General features: G+C 73.5%; 10 protein-coding genes. 8 read left to right on the top strand and 2 right to left on the bottom strand.

Annotation, left to right across the window (positions count from 1 at the left end; translation table 11 throughout):
- Window positions 1-3: 3 nt before the first annotated feature.
- Genes gatA through gatB form a run of 3 tightly spaced genes read left to right on the top strand, consistent with a single transcriptional unit; the run spans window position 4 to window position 3,262 of the window.
- Window positions 4-1,497, top strand: a complete 1,494-nt coding sequence (gene gatA, locus ACIQ9E_RS03765; protein ID WP_403701475.1) for an Asp-tRNA(Asn)/Glu-tRNA(Gln) amidotransferase subunit GatA — start codon at window positions 4-6, stop codon at window positions 1,495-1,497.
- Window positions 1,494-1,733, top strand: coding sequence for a hypothetical protein (locus ACIQ9E_RS03760; RefSeq protein ID WP_006346408.1), 240 nt, complete (start codon window positions 1,494-1,496; stop codon window positions 1,731-1,733). The genes gatA and ACIQ9E_RS03760 overlap by 4 nt, the downstream gene beginning before the upstream one ends.
- 17 nt (window positions 1,734-1,750) lie before the next feature.
- Window positions 1,751-3,262, top strand: a complete 1,512-nt coding sequence (gene gatB / locus ACIQ9E_RS03755; RefSeq protein WP_403701472.1) for an Asp-tRNA(Asn)/Glu-tRNA(Gln) amidotransferase subunit GatB — start codon at window positions 1,751-1,753, stop codon at window positions 3,260-3,262.
- A 588-nt stretch (window positions 3,263-3,850) separates the two neighbouring features.
- Here gatB and ACIQ9E_RS03750 read toward each other — a convergent pair.
- Window positions 3,851-4,750 (bottom strand): hypothetical protein, encoded by a 900-nt coding sequence (locus ACIQ9E_RS03750; RefSeq protein ID WP_403701469.1) that lies wholly within the window; start codon window positions 4,748-4,750, stop codon window positions 3,851-3,853.
- A gap of 429 nt (window positions 4,751-5,179) precedes the next feature.
- On the opposite strand from ACIQ9E_RS03750, the gene ACIQ9E_RS03745 reads away from it, so the two are divergent.
- The 5 genes from ACIQ9E_RS03745 (at window position 5,180) to ACIQ9E_RS03725 (ending at window position 12,780) form a co-directional block, all read left to right on the top strand.
- Window positions 5,180-7,474 (top strand): MMPL family transporter, encoded by a 2,295-nt coding sequence (locus ACIQ9E_RS03745; protein ID WP_403701466.1) that lies wholly within the window; start codon window positions 5,180-5,182, stop codon window positions 7,472-7,474.
- 2 nt (window positions 7,475-7,476) lie between these two features.
- Window positions 7,477-8,061 (top strand): GNAT family N-acetyltransferase, encoded by a 585-nt coding sequence (locus ACIQ9E_RS03740; protein ID WP_403701463.1) that lies wholly within the window; start codon window positions 7,477-7,479, stop codon window positions 8,059-8,061.
- Window positions 8,062-8,423: 362 nt separating this feature from the next.
- A complete protein-coding gene (locus ACIQ9E_RS03735; protein ID WP_403702865.1) occupies window positions 8,424-9,191 on the top strand; it encodes a GNAT family N-acetyltransferase in 768 nt (255 codons plus the stop codon).
- Window positions 9,192-9,433: 242 nt separating this feature from the next.
- Window positions 9,434-9,616 carry a hypothetical protein gene (locus ACIQ9E_RS03730; RefSeq protein WP_366255284.1) on the top strand — a complete coding sequence of 61 codons (183 nt, stop codon included), beginning with the start codon at window positions 9,434-9,436 and terminating at the stop codon, window positions 9,614-9,616.
- Window positions 9,617-9,708: 92 nt separating this feature from the next.
- Complete coding sequence (locus ACIQ9E_RS03725) at window positions 9,709-12,780, top strand: AAA family ATPase (protein ID WP_403701460.1); 3,072 nt, start codon at window positions 9,709-9,711, stop codon at window positions 12,778-12,780.
- A 399-nt stretch (window positions 12,781-13,179) separates the two neighbouring features.
- On the opposite strand, the gene ACIQ9E_RS03720 is transcribed toward ACIQ9E_RS03725, so the two are convergent.
- Window positions 13,180-14,346 carry a PQQ-dependent sugar dehydrogenase gene (locus tag ACIQ9E_RS03720; protein WP_403701457.1) on the bottom strand — a complete coding sequence of 389 codons (1,167 nt, stop codon included), beginning with the start codon at window positions 14,344-14,346 and terminating at the stop codon, window positions 13,180-13,182.
- Window positions 14,347-14,438: the final 92 nt, after the last annotated feature.

Genomic DNA, 14,438 nt, shown 5'->3' with positions numbered 1-14,438 from the left:
GTCATGACGGACATCATCAAGCTCACCGCGGCCGAGATCGCCGCGAAGATCGCCTCCGGCGAACTGACGGCCGTCGAGGTCACCGAGGCCCATCTGGCCCGGATCGACGCGGTCGACGAGAAGGTCAACGCCTTTCTGCACGTGGACCGGGAGGGTGCGCTCGCCCAGGCCCGCGCGGTCGACGCCAAGCGGGCTGCCGGGGAGAAGCTCGGCCCCCTCGCGGGCGTCCCGCTGGCCCTGAAGGACATCTTCACCACCGAGGGCATCCCGACCACCGTCGGTTCCAAGATCCTCGAAGGCTGGATCCCGCCGTACGACGCCACCCTCACGCGCAGGCTGAAGGAAGCGGACGTCGTCATCCTCGGCAAGACGAACATGGACGAGTTCGCCATGGGCTCGTCGACCGAGAACAGCGCCTACGGCCCGACCGGCAACCCGTGGGACCTCACCCGGATCCCCGGCGGCTCCGGCGGCGGCTCCAGCGCCGCGCTCGCCGCCTACCAGGCCCCGCTGGCCATCGGCACGGACACCGGCGGTTCCATCCGCCAGCCCGCCGCCGTCACCGGCACGGTCGGCGTCAAGCCCACCTACGGCGGGGTCTCCCGCTACGGCATGGTCGCCTTCTCCTCCTCGCTGGACCAGGGCGGCCCCTGTGCCCGTACGGTGCTGGACGCGGCCCTGCTCCACGAGGTCATCGCGGGCCACGACCCGCTGGACTCCACCTCCATCGACGCCCCGGTGCCCCCGGTCGTCGAGGCCGCCCGCAACGGCAGCGTCGCGGGGATGCGCGTCGGCGTGGTCAAGCAGTTCCGCGGCGAGGGCTACCAGGCCGGGGTCGTCCAGCGCTTCGACGAGTCCGTCGCCCTCCTCAAGGAGCTGGGCGCCGAGATCGTCGAGCTGGACTGCCCCTCCTTCGACCTCGCCCTCTCGGCGTACTACCTGATCGCGCCGTCCGAGTGCTCCTCCAACCTGGCCCGCTTCGACGCCATGCGCTACGGGCTCCGCGTCGGCGACGACGGGACGAAGTCGGCCGAGGAGGTCACCGCGCTCACCCGTGAGGCGGGCTTCGGCGACGAGGTCAAGCGCCGGATCATGCTCGGTACGTACGCGCTCAGCTCCGGCTACTACGACGCGTACTACGGCAGCGCCCAGAAGGTCCGCACCCTGATCACCCAGGACTTCGAGAAGGCGTTCGAGCAGGTCGACGTGATCGTCTCGCCGACCACGCCGACGACCGCGTTCCCGATCGGGGAGCGCGCCGACGACCCGATGGCCATGTACCTCGCGGATCTGTGCACCATTCCGACCAACCTGGCCGGAAACGCCGCGATGTCCCTGCCGTGCGGACTGGCCCCCGAGGACGGTCTGCCGGTCGGCCTCCAGATCATCGCCCCGGCGATGAAGGACGAGCGCCTCTACCAGGTCGGCGCCGCCGTCGAGGCCGCGTTCGTGGAAAGGTGGGGACACCCACTGCTGGAGGAGGCACCGTCGCTGTGAGCGCATTCAGTAAGGCCAAGGGCTTCAAGAAGTCGAAGGCGGGCACGTACCTGTCCATCGGCACCACGGCGTTCGGCGTGCTCGGCGTCGTCAAGCAGGTGCGGAGCGCCCGCGACGAGCACGACACGCTGCGCCTGGTGGACGCCGTGATCACCGGCGCCGCCATCGTCACCGGCATCGCCCTGCTGGTGCGCGAGCTGAAGCGCATCGGCGACGACGACGTCCTGCTGGGCTGAGAGGGAAAGTTTCTCCTGTGACCATCACCGAACTGGTCTCGTACGACGCGGCCCTCGCCGCGTTCGACCCCGTCATGGGCCTTGAGGTCCATGTCGAGCTGGGTACGAAGACCAAGATGTTCTGCGGCTGCTCGACCCAGCTCGGCGCCGAGCCCAATACGCAGACCTGCCCCACCTGTCTCGGCCTGCCCGGCTCCCTCCCGGTCGTCAACGCGATCGGGGTCGAGTCGGCCGTCAAGATCGGCCTCGCACTCAACTGCGAGATCGCCGAATGGTGCCGATTCGCCCGGAAGAACTACTTCTATCCGGATATGCCGAAGAACTTCCAGACCTCCCAGTACGACGAGCCGATCGCCTTCAACGGCTATCTGGACGTCCAGCTGGAGGACGGCGAGGTCTTCCGCGTGGAGATCGAACGCGCCCATATGGAGGAGGACACCGGCAAGTCGACGCACGTCGGCGGGGCCACCGGCCGGATCCACGGCGCGTCCCACTCGCTGCTCGACTACAACCGGGCCGGTATCCCGCTCATCGAGATCGTCACCAAGCCGATCACCGGTGCCGGCGAGCGGGCCCCCGAGGTCGCCCGTGCGTACGTCGCGGAGCTGCGCGAGCTGATCCGCGCCCTCGGGGTCTCCGAGGCGCGTATGGAGATGGGCCAGATGCGCTGCGACGTCAATCTGTCGCTGATGCCCAAGGGCACCTCCGTCTTCGGCACCCGCTCGGAGACCAAGAACGTCAACTCGCTGCGCTCGGTCGAGCGGGCCGCCCGGTTCGAGATCCAGCGGCACGCCGCCGTACTGGAAGCGGGCGGGACGATCATCCAGGAGACCCGGCACTTCCACGAGGACGACGGCTCCACCACCTCGGGCCGGGTGAAGGAGGAGGCGGAGGACTACCGCTACTTCCCCGAGCCCGATCTGGTGCCGGTCGCTCCGGCCCGGGAGTGGGTCGAGGAACTGCGGGGCACCCTGCCCGAGCTGCCGCGGCTGCGCCGCAACCGGCTCCGTGAGGAGTGGGGTGTCTCCGAGCACGATATGCAGTCCATCCTGAACGCGGGCGCGGTCGAGCTGATCGTGGCCACGGCGGACGCGGGCGCCCCTTCGGACCAGGCGCGCAAGTGGTGGATGGGCGAGCTGGCCCGGAACGCCAACGAGTCGGGCCGGGCCCTGGACGAGCTGCCGATCTCCCCGGCGCAGGTCGCCCGGGTGGCCGCGCTGGTCGCCGCCGGTGACCTCAACGACAAGCTGGCGCGCCAGGTCATCGAGGGCGTGCTCGCGGGCGAGGGCGACCCGGACGCGGTCGTCGAGAAGCGCGGTCTGAAGGTCGTCTCCGACGACGGCGCGCTCGGACAGGCCGTCGACGACGCCATCGCCGGAAACGCGGCGATCGCGGAGAAGATCCGCGGCGGCAAGGTGGCGGCGGTCGGTGCCCTGGTGGGTGCGGTCATGAAGGCCACCCGCGGCCAGGCGGACGCGGCCCGGGTCAAGGAGCTGATCCTCGACCGGCTCGGTGTGACCGAGGGCTGACGGTCGCTGCCGCGCCGGAGCGGCTTTCCCGCGGAGGAGAAGGGCGGTCCCGCTCAGGGTCCGCCCTTTCGCCTGCCGCTGGGCGAGCGGGGGTACGGCGCCGGCCCGTGCCGGCCCGGCAGGCCCGCGCCCGTGCCGGCCCCGCGGGCCCGAGCCCGTCCGAGCCCGCAGGCCCCCCGGGCCCATGCCCGGGTCCCGGCCCTGCCGGGCCCGCGGGCCCGCGCCTGTGCTGGGATCCGCTGGTGCCGAGCCCGTGGGCTTGCCGGGCGCAGGCTCGCCGGGCCCGGCCCGTGCCGGGACCCGCGGGGGCCGGGCCCGGGGCCCCCGGGCCCGGCCGTGCCCGAGCCGGGCCCGCAGGCCCGCCGAGCCCCGCCCGTGCCGGGATTCGCTGGTGTCCGGTCCGCCGGGCCGCAGGTGTCCGGGTCCGTGGTGGCCCCGGTCCGATTCCCAGGTGCGCGGGTCGTCCCGGGGCTCGGGGAGGCGGGGCCGTACCGGCGGTGCGACGGTGCGGGCGGGGCGCGCTGTCCGCCCGCAGGCAGCGGGCCGTGCCCGCGCCCCGTGCGGCGGGGCCGGACCCGGGCGGGCCCGTCAGGTGCGGATGCCCAGGCCCGGGAGGAGGAGCGTGCCGCGGTCGCGGCAGCTCGCGTCGCGGACCCGGAGCTGGGACGGGGCCGAGGTGCCGCGGGCGTACAGCTCGGCGAGGACGGTTCTGGCCGCCTCGGCGGTCTGGGGGCGGTCCGGATCGGGGAACTCCGCCTGCCACCAGCCGCGGTCGTGGGAGTGCCAGCCGCGGGAGCGCATCACGTCGCCGCGCTCCGGGGAGTCCCCGCCGTCCCGGTCGTCGACGGAGACGAGCAGGCCGTCCCCGCGGGCGTACGAGAGATGGAACCGGCGGCCCCGGTCCGCCGAACTGGTCAGGGTGAACGCGGCCCAGTCGTCGCCCACCTGCACCGGGAGCTGCTCCACCCAGGCGGCGAGCAGCAGTTCCAGGGCGCTCGCGAAGTGGTCGAGCCCGGCGACCGGCCGCCCGGCCGGATAGTCGGCCGGGGGCTCGCCCGGACCGTTGCGGTCGAGGCGCCACAGATACGGCAGCAGTCCGACGCCGTGCGGTTCGGCCGGGGACCAGGCGCCACCCCAGTCGAACGAGCGCCGCTCGGCCGCTTCCAGCACGTCGGTGTCGTGGACGGACAGCAGGGCCCAGGTCCCCGCACCGCTCAGCAGCACCGTCCGCCGGGGGTCGCGCCAGCGGATGTCGGGCCCGCGCGCCGAACCCCCGTGGAGCGTCGGCTCACCGGTACGCGCCACAATCGCCCCGTACACCGCGCCGAAGGCCTCCCGGCGGTCCCGGAGCGACGCACCCGGCTCGAAGGAGAGCACCGGCACCGGATCGCGGCCGATGAACTCCCCCGGCGTCTCGTGCAGCGCACGGGCGAACGCGGCGGCCGTGCCCGGGTCCCGGATCAGCTGGTGGCCCCCCGTGGTCTCCATAGCACCCATCGTGCCAGCCGCCGCCGACAGCGGTGCCGCCGCGCCCCGGTTCAACGGGCACCGCGTGCCCCGCCGTTCACCGTCGCCGCCGCGGGGGCGGGTGGGCACCGGCGCCGTACCCCGGGGAAGGGAACCTCCCCGCAGCCTGCCGGAAGAGCGCCGAGGAGAGGCCTCGACAGCCACTGCGGAGGGGCCGAGGAAGAGCCCGGGAGGGGCCCGGGAGCGGTCAGGACGCGGTCAGGGACGGCCGGTGCTGTGAGGAAGCCCACGAAAAGTACCCCAAAGGGGCAAACGATCACGATTGGCTGGCAGAGTGCCCTCAAGGGCAGGGCCGTTGCCCCGCCCGGACTTCTGTGAGCTTCTTCGCGTTCTTTGCGGGCTGTTCCCACTCCCGGCCAAAGATCCACGAACCACCAGGGAGCACGTCCGTTGGCAGCCATCGCCCGGTGGTGCATCACGCACCGTCTCGCCGCCGTCCTCCTCTGGCTCACCGCCTTCGCGGGCGTCGCCGCGGCCGCCGCCGTCGCCGGAACCGCGTACTCCACCGATTACGACGTCCCCGGCACCGAATCGAGCCGGGCCGCCGCGCTCGTCGAGGAGGGCTTCCCCGGCTCGACCGGCGAGGGCGACACCGTCGTCTGGCACAGCGAAAGCGGCAGTGTCCGCGCCCCCGCCGTCCGGGAGCGGATGTCCGGTCTGCTCGACGAGATCTCCGGTCTCGACGGCGTGGCCGCCGTCAACAGCCCGTACGCCGCCGAAGGAGCGGACCGGATCAGCCCCGACGGCCGTACGGCCTACGCCGGGATCGTCTTCGACCGGCCCGCGGGCGATCTGCCCCGCTCCCAGATCACCCAGGTGCTGAAGGCCGCCGAAGCCGCGTCGGGAGACGGCCTCCTGGTCGAGGCCGGCGGCCCCGCCGCCGGGCTCACCGAATCGTCCCCCGGGCATCTGGCGGAGGCCGTCGGAGTCGCCGTCGCCGCGGTGGTGCTCTTCCTCGCCTTCGGCTCCCTCGCCGCCAGCCTGCTGCCCATAGCCACCGCGCTGGTGTCCGTGGGCACGGCGTACGCAGGCACCGTCCTGCTCGGCCATGTCATGACAGTGGCGGACTTCGCCCCCATGCTGGGCATGCTCATCGGCCTCGGCGTCGGCATCGACTACGCGCTCTTCATCGTCACCCGCCACCGCAGGGGACTGCGGTCCGGGCTGCCCGTCGCCGAGGCGGCGCGGAACGCCGTCGCCACCACCGGCCGGGCCGTCGTCTTCGCCGGGGCGACCGTCTGCATCGCCCTGCTCGGCATGCTGATACTCAGGCTGGGCTTCCTCAACGGCGTCGCGATAGCCGCCGCGCTGACCGTCGTCCTGACCGTGGCCGCCTCCGTGACCCTGCTGCCCGCCCTGCTGTCGTACATCGGACCCCGGGCCCTGAGCGGACGCGAACGGCGGCAGCTCGCCGAGCACGGTCCCCGTCCGGAGCTGCCCACCGGCTTCGCGGCCCGCTGGGCGGTCTTCGTGGAGCGCCGCCCCAAGCTGCTGGGGGCCGTGGCGCTGGTGGTGATGGCGGTACTGGCCCTGCCCGCTTTCTCCCTCCATCTCGGCACCTCCGACCAGGGCAACAACCCGGCGTCCTCGACCACCCGCCAGGCCTATGACCTGCTGGCCCACGGCGGCCCGGGACAGGGCGAGGGCGGCGGCTTCGGCCCCGGCGTCAACGGCCCCCTGACACTGGTCGCCCGGATCGACGGCGGCGCCGACCGGGCGGCCATGGACCGGCTGCCGGAGGCGCTGCGGGGCGCGCGGGGGGTGGCGTCGGCGGGCCCGGTCGCGTACAGCGGAAACGGCGGTACGGCGGTCCTCACCGTCGTCCCGGACTCGGCCCCGCAGTCGAAGGCCACCAGCGAACTGGTCGACCGGCTCCGCACGGATCTGCTGCCCCGGGCGACCGCAGGAACGTCCCTGTCCGTCCTGGTCGGCGGGGTGACCGCCGGATACGACGACTTCGCCGAGGTCATCGTCGGCAAACTGCCGCTCTTCGTGGGTGCGGTCGTCACCTTCGGCTGTCTGCTGCTGCTTCTCGCCTTCCGGTCCGTCGGGATCCCGCTGAAGGCCGCCGCGATGAACGTGGCGGCCGTCGCCTCGTCCTTCGGCGTGGTCGTGGCCGTCTTCCAGTGGGGCTGGGGCAGCGAACTGCTGGGGCTCGGCCGGGCCGGACCCATCGAACCCTTCCTGCCCGTGATCATGGTTTCGGTGCTCTTCGGCCTCTCCATGGACTACCAGGTCTTCCTGGTCAGCCGGATGTACGAGGAGTGGCTGGAGACCGGCGACAACCGGCGGGCGGTACGGGTCGGACTCGCCGAGACCGGCCGGGTCATCAACTCCGCCGCGGTGATCATGATCTCGGTCTTCCTCGCCTTCGTCCTCAGCGGCGAACGGGTGATCGCCATGTTCGGCATCGCGCTCGCCGTCGCGGTCGCACTGGACGCCTTCGTCCTGCGGACCCTGCTGGTGCCCGCGCTGATGCACCTGCTGGGCGGCGCCAACTGGTGGCTGCCGGGGTGGCTGGCCCGGGTGCTGCCCCGCATCACTATCGAGGGGCACGATCCCGGCCACCGTGCGAAGATCCCCGGGCAGTCGGATGCGCAGGCCGGAGCGGGGCGGCAGGCCGCGCGCCCGGTTCACGGCGCGCATACGGGCGCCCCGCACGACGTATCACGAGGGAATGGATGACCATGTTTGCGATACCCCTTGAGCCCCGGGACGGCGAGACGGCCGAACTGCGGCCCCTGGAGCCGTGGCAGGCCGAGGAGTTTCTCGCCCATGTCGACCGGGGGCGGGACTACATCGGCCGGTACATCGGCTTCGCCGACGCCGCCAAGGACCTGGCGGGCGCCCGGACGCTGCTCCAGCGGTACGCGGACCGGCAGGCGGCCGACGGCGGCCGGATCTTCGGCATCTGGCTGGACGGGACCCTCGTCGGCGGGGTGCTCTTCGTCTCCCTCGACACCGGTACGGGCGCCTGCGAGGCCGGCTGCTGGCTGGAGCCCGCGGCGGTCGGGCGCGGGCTGGTGACCCAGGCCGCGCGGATCCTCTTCGACTGGGCCGTCGACGTGCGCGGTATGCACCGCGTCGAATGGGTCGCCGCGTCCGTGAACACGGCCAGTGTGAACGTCGCCCGGCGGCTGGGGATGCAGCGGGACGGCGTGCTCCGCGAATCCTTCGTCCACCGCGGCGAGCGGTACGACATGGAGGTGTGGTCGGTGCTCGCTCCGGAGTGGCGCGAACTGCGCGCCGGGAAGGCGACGACGGAGGGCTGAGCGGGTCCGTCCCGGTAAACCCGGTGGAGGGGCGGCCGGTCCGGTGCTGCAATGGGCGGATGACGCGTACCGACCCCACCGACCCCCCAGGCCGCACCGATCGCACCGATCGCACCGATCCTGCCCATCGCACCGATCGCGGCGGCGTCGCGGCGGCGGAGGCGGCACGTCCCGCCGACCGCACCCGCCACCCGCGGGGGGACGGCCGTACGGACCCCGGCACCGGTACGGATACGGGTACGGACACGGATGCGGGTACGGACACGGATGCGGGTACGGATACGGATGCGGGTCCTGGCGGGGGCACCGGCGCCGACCGGGACCTCGATCCGGCCGCCCTCCTCGACCTCTTCGACCGCCGGATGCGCCGGGACGCCGTCGACGACACCCCGGGCTGCCGGATCGAACGCGTCGGGGGCGTCGTACGGAGGACCGGACCCGACTGGAACGGCATCCTCTGGTCGGCGCTCGACGAGACCACCGCCGACGCGGCGATCGCCGCCCAGGCCGCCCACTTCGAGGCCCTCGGGGTGGCAGCCGAGTGGAAGCTCTACTCCCACGACCGGCCCGCCGACCTCGCCGGCCGGCTGCTCGCCGCGGGCTTCGCCCCGGAGGACGAGGAGACCCTCATGGTCGCCTCCGTCGCGGGGCTGCCCCGGGCGGCCGTCCTCCCCGACGGCGTACGTCTCGTCGAGGTCACCGACCCCGAGGGCGTGGAGCTGATGGACCGGGTCCACCGGGCCGCCTTCGGCGGGTCCCCCCACGGGATGCGCGAGCAGCTCCTGGGGCAACTGGGCCGGGACACCGCGGTGCTGACGCTGGTGCTCGCCGGGGACGTACCCGTCTGTGCGGCCCGGATGGAACTCCACCCCGGCACCGGGTTCGCGAGCCTGTGGGGCGGCGGCACCCACCCCGACTGGCGCGGCCGGGGCATCTACCGCGCCGTCGTCGCCCACCGCGCCGGGACCGCCGCGGCCCGGGGCTACCGCTGGCTCCAGGTCGACGCGAGCCCCCGGAGCCGCCCGATCCTGCAACGCCTGGGCTTCCGGGCGCTGGCCACCACCACGCCCTTTCTCCGCCCGGCACCCTCCGCCCGGGCGGCCGCCACCGGGTCCCCGGCCGCCGGCTGAGAAGACCCGAGAAGACCCGAGAAAACCCGAGAGGGCCCGAGGAGAGCTGAGGAGCGCTGAGGGGTGCTTCTGAGGGGGTGCTTAGGCCCGGGACCCCCTCGGCCCGGGGCGGCAAGGGCCCTTCTAAGGCGTACGGCGCCCGGGGATACCGCAGTCGCCCCATGCGGCGGCACCGGCTGGGACCGGAGAGTAGTGGCACGGCGGAAAACCGCCGGAACCGCCACCCGCCGAGGGAGCACCCCGTGTCCGATCACCTCTTCCACACCCACCCCGCCCTCCAGGCATCGGCACTGCGCCGCGAGGAGCTGATCCGCCGGGCGAACGAGCACCGGCTCGCCCGCCGCGCCCGCCGCGCGGCCAGACAGGCCGCCAAGGACGAGGAGGGCCGGGTGACAGGGGCCGTCCGATTCACCGTCGCCGCCTGAGCGGCCGTCCGGTGACCGGGCGCAACGCCACCCCCGGAAGGCCGTCCACAGGGCAGCCCACCGGGGGTGACTCCGTATCGGACGAATGTGCGATGCTCGGCGGCGTGGAGACCAGGTACGTCAGTCCGGTGTTCGTAGGACGCGCCGGTGAGTTCTCGCTGCTCACCGGCGCGCTGAGCCGTGCCGCCGGGGAGGGCGGAGGGCCGCCCGGCGGAGATCCCCAGGCCCTGCTCGTCGGCGGTGAGGCGGGCGTCGGCAAGACCCGGCTCGTCGAGGAGCTGTGGGAGGAGTCCTGCCGCAGGGGAGCGGCCGTCGCCGTCGGCGGCTGTATCGAGATCGGCGCCGACGGACTGCCGTTCGCCCCCTTCTCCGCCGCGCTGCGCTCCCTGCGCAGGCTGATGCCCGAGGAGATGGCCGCCGCGGCCGCCGGCCATGAACAGGAACTGGCCCGGCTGCTGCCCGAACTCGGCGAGGCCCCGCGCACCGAGGGCGGCCGCCACGGCGACGAGGAGCTGGCCCGGCTCTTCGAGCTGACGACCCGGCTGCTGGAACGGATCTCCGCGGAGCGCACGGTCGTCCTCGTCCTGGAGGACTTGCACTGGGCGGACGCGTCCACCCGCCATCTGATCACCTATCTCACCCGCGCGCTGCGCCGGGGCAGGATCCTCTTCCTGGTGACGTACCGCTCCGACGACATCCACCGCCGCCACCCCCTGCGGCCGTTCCTCGCGGAGCTGGAGCGGACCCGGACCGTGCAGCGCATCGAACTCACCCGGTTCAACCGGGCGGAGGTACGGCGCCAGCTCACCGGGATACTCGCCGCCGAGCCCGAGCCCAAGATGGTGGACAGCATCTTCGAACGCTCGGACGGCAACGCCTTCTTCGTCGAGGAGCTGGCCCGCAGTTTCGCCCAGGGCAGCCCCTGCGGACTGCCCGACTCCCTCCGCGACATTCTGCTGGTCCGGGTCGAGGCGCTGCCCGAACGGGCCCAGCGGGTGGTGCGGATCCTCGCCGAAGGCGGCTCCACCGTGGAGTACGGACTGCTGCTCGCCGTCGCGGGACTCCCCGAGGACGATCTGATCGAGGCGCTGCGGGCCGGTGTCGAGGCCCGTATCCTCCAGCCCACGGCCGACGGCACCGGATACCGCTTCCGGCACTCCCTGGCACGGGAGGCCGTCAGCGACGATCTGCTGCCGCCGGAGCGTTCCCGGCTCAACCGGGCCTATGCGCTGGCCCTGGAGGCCGATCCGGCGCTGGTCGCGGACGAGGAGCGGGCCATGCGGCTCGCCGGTTACTGGTACCACGCGCACGATGCGGCGAAGGCACTGCCCGCCGTGCTCGGCGCGGCCGTCGAGGCCCGCCGCCGTCACGCCTACTCGGAGCAGTCGTGGCTGCTGGAGCGGGCGATGGAGCTGTGGGACTCCGTACCGGCCGCCATCCGGGCCGAACTGCGGCCCGTCGACTACGCGGAGGCGTATCCGCCGTGCGGCTGCGACCCCGAGACCACGCCCCTGCGCTTCCTGGACCTGATGGCGGAGGCCACCGTCGCGGGGAAGCTCGGCCGGGACCGCGAGCGGGCGCTGAAGACCGCCCGGCGGGGGCAGCGGCTGGCGCTCGACGAGGGCGATCCGCTGCGGGCCGCCTGGTTCTGCGTCCAGCGGTCGAGCCTGGTCTCGGCGGTCGGCCGGGGCAACGGCTGGGCGGAGCTGGACGAGGCCCAGGAGCTGGTGCGCGGGCTGCCGCCGTCGGCGGTGCACGCCCAGGTACTCGCGGAGGTCGCGCACTGGTGCCGGGTCCATGCGCCGGGACACGACGGTCTCGCCACCGCCGAACGGGCCGTGGAGTACGCCCGGATGGTCGGTGACGAGGAGACCGAGCTGTCGGCCCGGCTCTCCCTCGGTGGATTCCTCACCGACGCCGGGCATATCGAGGAGGGCCTCGCCGAGATGTACGCGGTCAAGGACCGCGCCCTGGAACGCGGTATTCCCAGGCTGATCGCCTCCAGCCATGTGAACCTGCCGTACGTCCTGGAGAGCGTCGGGCGCTCCGCGGACGCCGTCGCCCTGCTGGAGGAGGGGCTGAAGATTGCCTCCCGCCACGGGCTGCTGAGTTCCGAGGCGTGGGTACTGGGCAATCTCGCCGAGTCCTACTACACGCTGGGCCGCTGGGACGAGGGGCGAGCCGCGGCCGAACAGGCCCTGGAGGTCGGCAAGGGGCCCAAGCCCCGCGGCTGGGCCGCCTTCGTCCTCGCCCTGCTGGGGCTCGGCCGGGGCGACCTCGCCGCCGCGCGCTCCCTGATCAGGGAGGCCCGGGACCATTTCGGCACCGAAGGCCCGACCCCGCAGAGCGCGCTCGCCCTCGGCCTGGTCGAGATCGGAGTCGCCGCGGCGGAGGTCCGGATCGCGGACGCCCGAGCCGCGTTCCCGGACATCCCCGGGGAGGGGTTTCCGGCCGGGTCCTACCGCTACGCCTGGCCGCTGCTGCGGGCCGCGGCCACGGCGGAGGCCGATGCGCGCGGGCTGCCCGCCGCCGACGAGGGCCGGGAGGAGAGCCTCGGCCGGATCGGCTCACTGGCCCGGGGACTCGCCGCCACCGTCCCCCTCTGGACGGGCCATGACCGCTGGGTCCGCGCCGAGGTGCGCCGCGCCCGGGGCGAGGACACCCCCGGCGACTGGGAGGAGGCGGCCACGGCCTTCGAGGAGGCCGGCTTCCCCTACGGACTGGCGATGGTCCGCCACCGCTGGGCCGAGGCCCTGCTGCCCGCGGACCGCGACCGGGCCGGGCAGCTGCTGCGGGCCGCCGCCCGCACGGCCGCCGAACTCGGCGCGCGCCCGCTCACCGAGGATATCGCCCTGCTCGCCCAGCGCGCCCGGATCGGCCTCTCCCCGGAGCAGCCCGCCGGACCGCCGGGCGGTGCTCCCGCTCCCGGGCCGCTGCTGGGCCTCACACCCCGCGAGGAGGACGTCCTCCGGCTGGTCGCCGCGGGCCGCAGCAACCGTCAGATCGCCGAGGAGCTGTACATCTCCCCGAAGACGGCAAGTGTCCATGTCTCCAACATCCTGGGGAAGCTGGGTGTATCGGGCCGCGGCGAAGCGGCGGCGGTGGCCCACCGGCTCCGCCTCTTCCCGCCGGAGCCCGAGCCGGAGCCGGTACCGGTGGCCTGACCCTGACCCTGACCCTGACCCTGACCCTGACCCTGACTCGGACCCGGTACCGGTGACCTGACCCTGACCCTGACCCTGAGCCTGACTTGGGCCCGGTACCGGTGGCGTGCCCCCGTCTCCGGAGGCGGTCCCGGAGGACGCCGGTCCGGCCCCGGACCGCGGCGTCGCCCGGGGCCCGGCCTGCGCGGCCCGGCCTGCGCGGCCCGGCCTGCGCGGCCCGGCCTGCGCGGCACGGACGCCTCTCAGCGGCCGCCTCAGTGGGACGGCGGCGGGCCCTGGCGGTCCGGGCCCTGGCGGTCCGGGCCCGGGCTGCCGGGCTCCCCTGCCCGTCCGTGCCTGTTCCGCCGGGCCGGCGGATACCGCTGCACGGGTCACGCTCGATGCCCGTACCGACCGCTGTCAGCGCACCTCCAGTCTCAGCACGCGATCGTCCCCCGACTCCGGTGAACCCCGGCCGTCCGTCTCACTGGTGATCAGCATCAGCCGGCCACCGTCCGTCGCCAGAACGGTGCGCAGCCGGCCGTACTTCTCTTCGAAGAACGCCTGGGGATCGGCGGAGGGTTCCGCTCCGGCGAGAGGGATGCGCCAGAGCCGCTCACCCCGGAGCCCGGCCATCCAGAGCGAACCCCGGGCGTAGGCGAGCCCGCTCGGAGACGCCTCGTCCGTCTTCCACTGGGCGACCGGGTCGACGAACGCCGGGTCACCGGACTTGCCTTCGGCCTTCGGCCAGCCGTAGTTCTTCCCGGGCCGGATCAGATTCAGCTCGTCCCAGGTCTTCTGCCCGAACTCGGAGGCCCAGAGCCGTTTGTCGTCGTCCCAGGCCAGGCCCTGCACATTGCGGTGGCCCAGCGAATAGACCAGCGATCCGGGAGTCGGATTGCCCGGGGCGGGCCGCCCGTCGGGAGTCATCCGGAGAATCTTGCCGCCCAGGGACTCCGGGTCCTGCGCGAGACCCGTCTCCCCGATCTCGCCCGTGCCCGCGTACAGCATCTTGTCGGGGCCGAAGGCGATCCGTCCGCCGTTGTGCACGACGCCCTTGGGGATGTCCCGCAGGATGGTGTCGGGGGCGTCGAGCTGCTGGCCCGCAGGTCTGCGCTCGTCGTACCGGAGACGGGCGATCCGATTGTCGGACTCGGTGGTGAAGTAGGCGTAGACGCGGCGGTCCGCGGCGAAGGAGGGCGAGAGCGCCAGACCGAGCAGTCCGCCCTCGCCGCTGGCCGCGACACCGGGCACCGAACCGATCTCGGTCACCTTCCCCGTCTCCGCGTCGACCCGGCCGATCGTCCCTTGGTCGCGCGAGGCGACCAGCAGATCGCCGTCCGGCAGAGCGACCGCGCCCCACGGCGACTTCAGCCCCGTCGCGACCGTCGCGACCACGGTCGCCGACCCCTTGGCCGGGGGGCCGGACGGAGAGGCGCTCGCGGCCGCACCCGGTGACGAGGCGTCCGGGGATCCGGTCGCGCGTCCCTTCAGACCGTCCGCCGGAATGCCGCCCGATGAGGAGCAGGCGGTGCCCGCCAGCAGCACGGCCGCGGCCAGCGCGGTCCTCACACCAGCACGTCGCACGATTCCAATCCCTTCGACGGGCTCCAGCGGAGCGGGTGACTACCTTTCCTACACCGCCCGCGCCTCCGGGGTTCCCGATCGCCTCCCCCTTT

The organism is Streptomyces sp. NPDC094448 (assembly GCF_044763775.1).
Classification (GTDB): Bacteria; Actinomycetota; Actinomycetes; order Streptomycetales; family Streptomycetaceae; genus Streptomyces.
The sequence above is the reverse complement of the archived record's forward strand: the minus strand, read 5'-3'. Positions and strand labels throughout refer to the sequence as shown.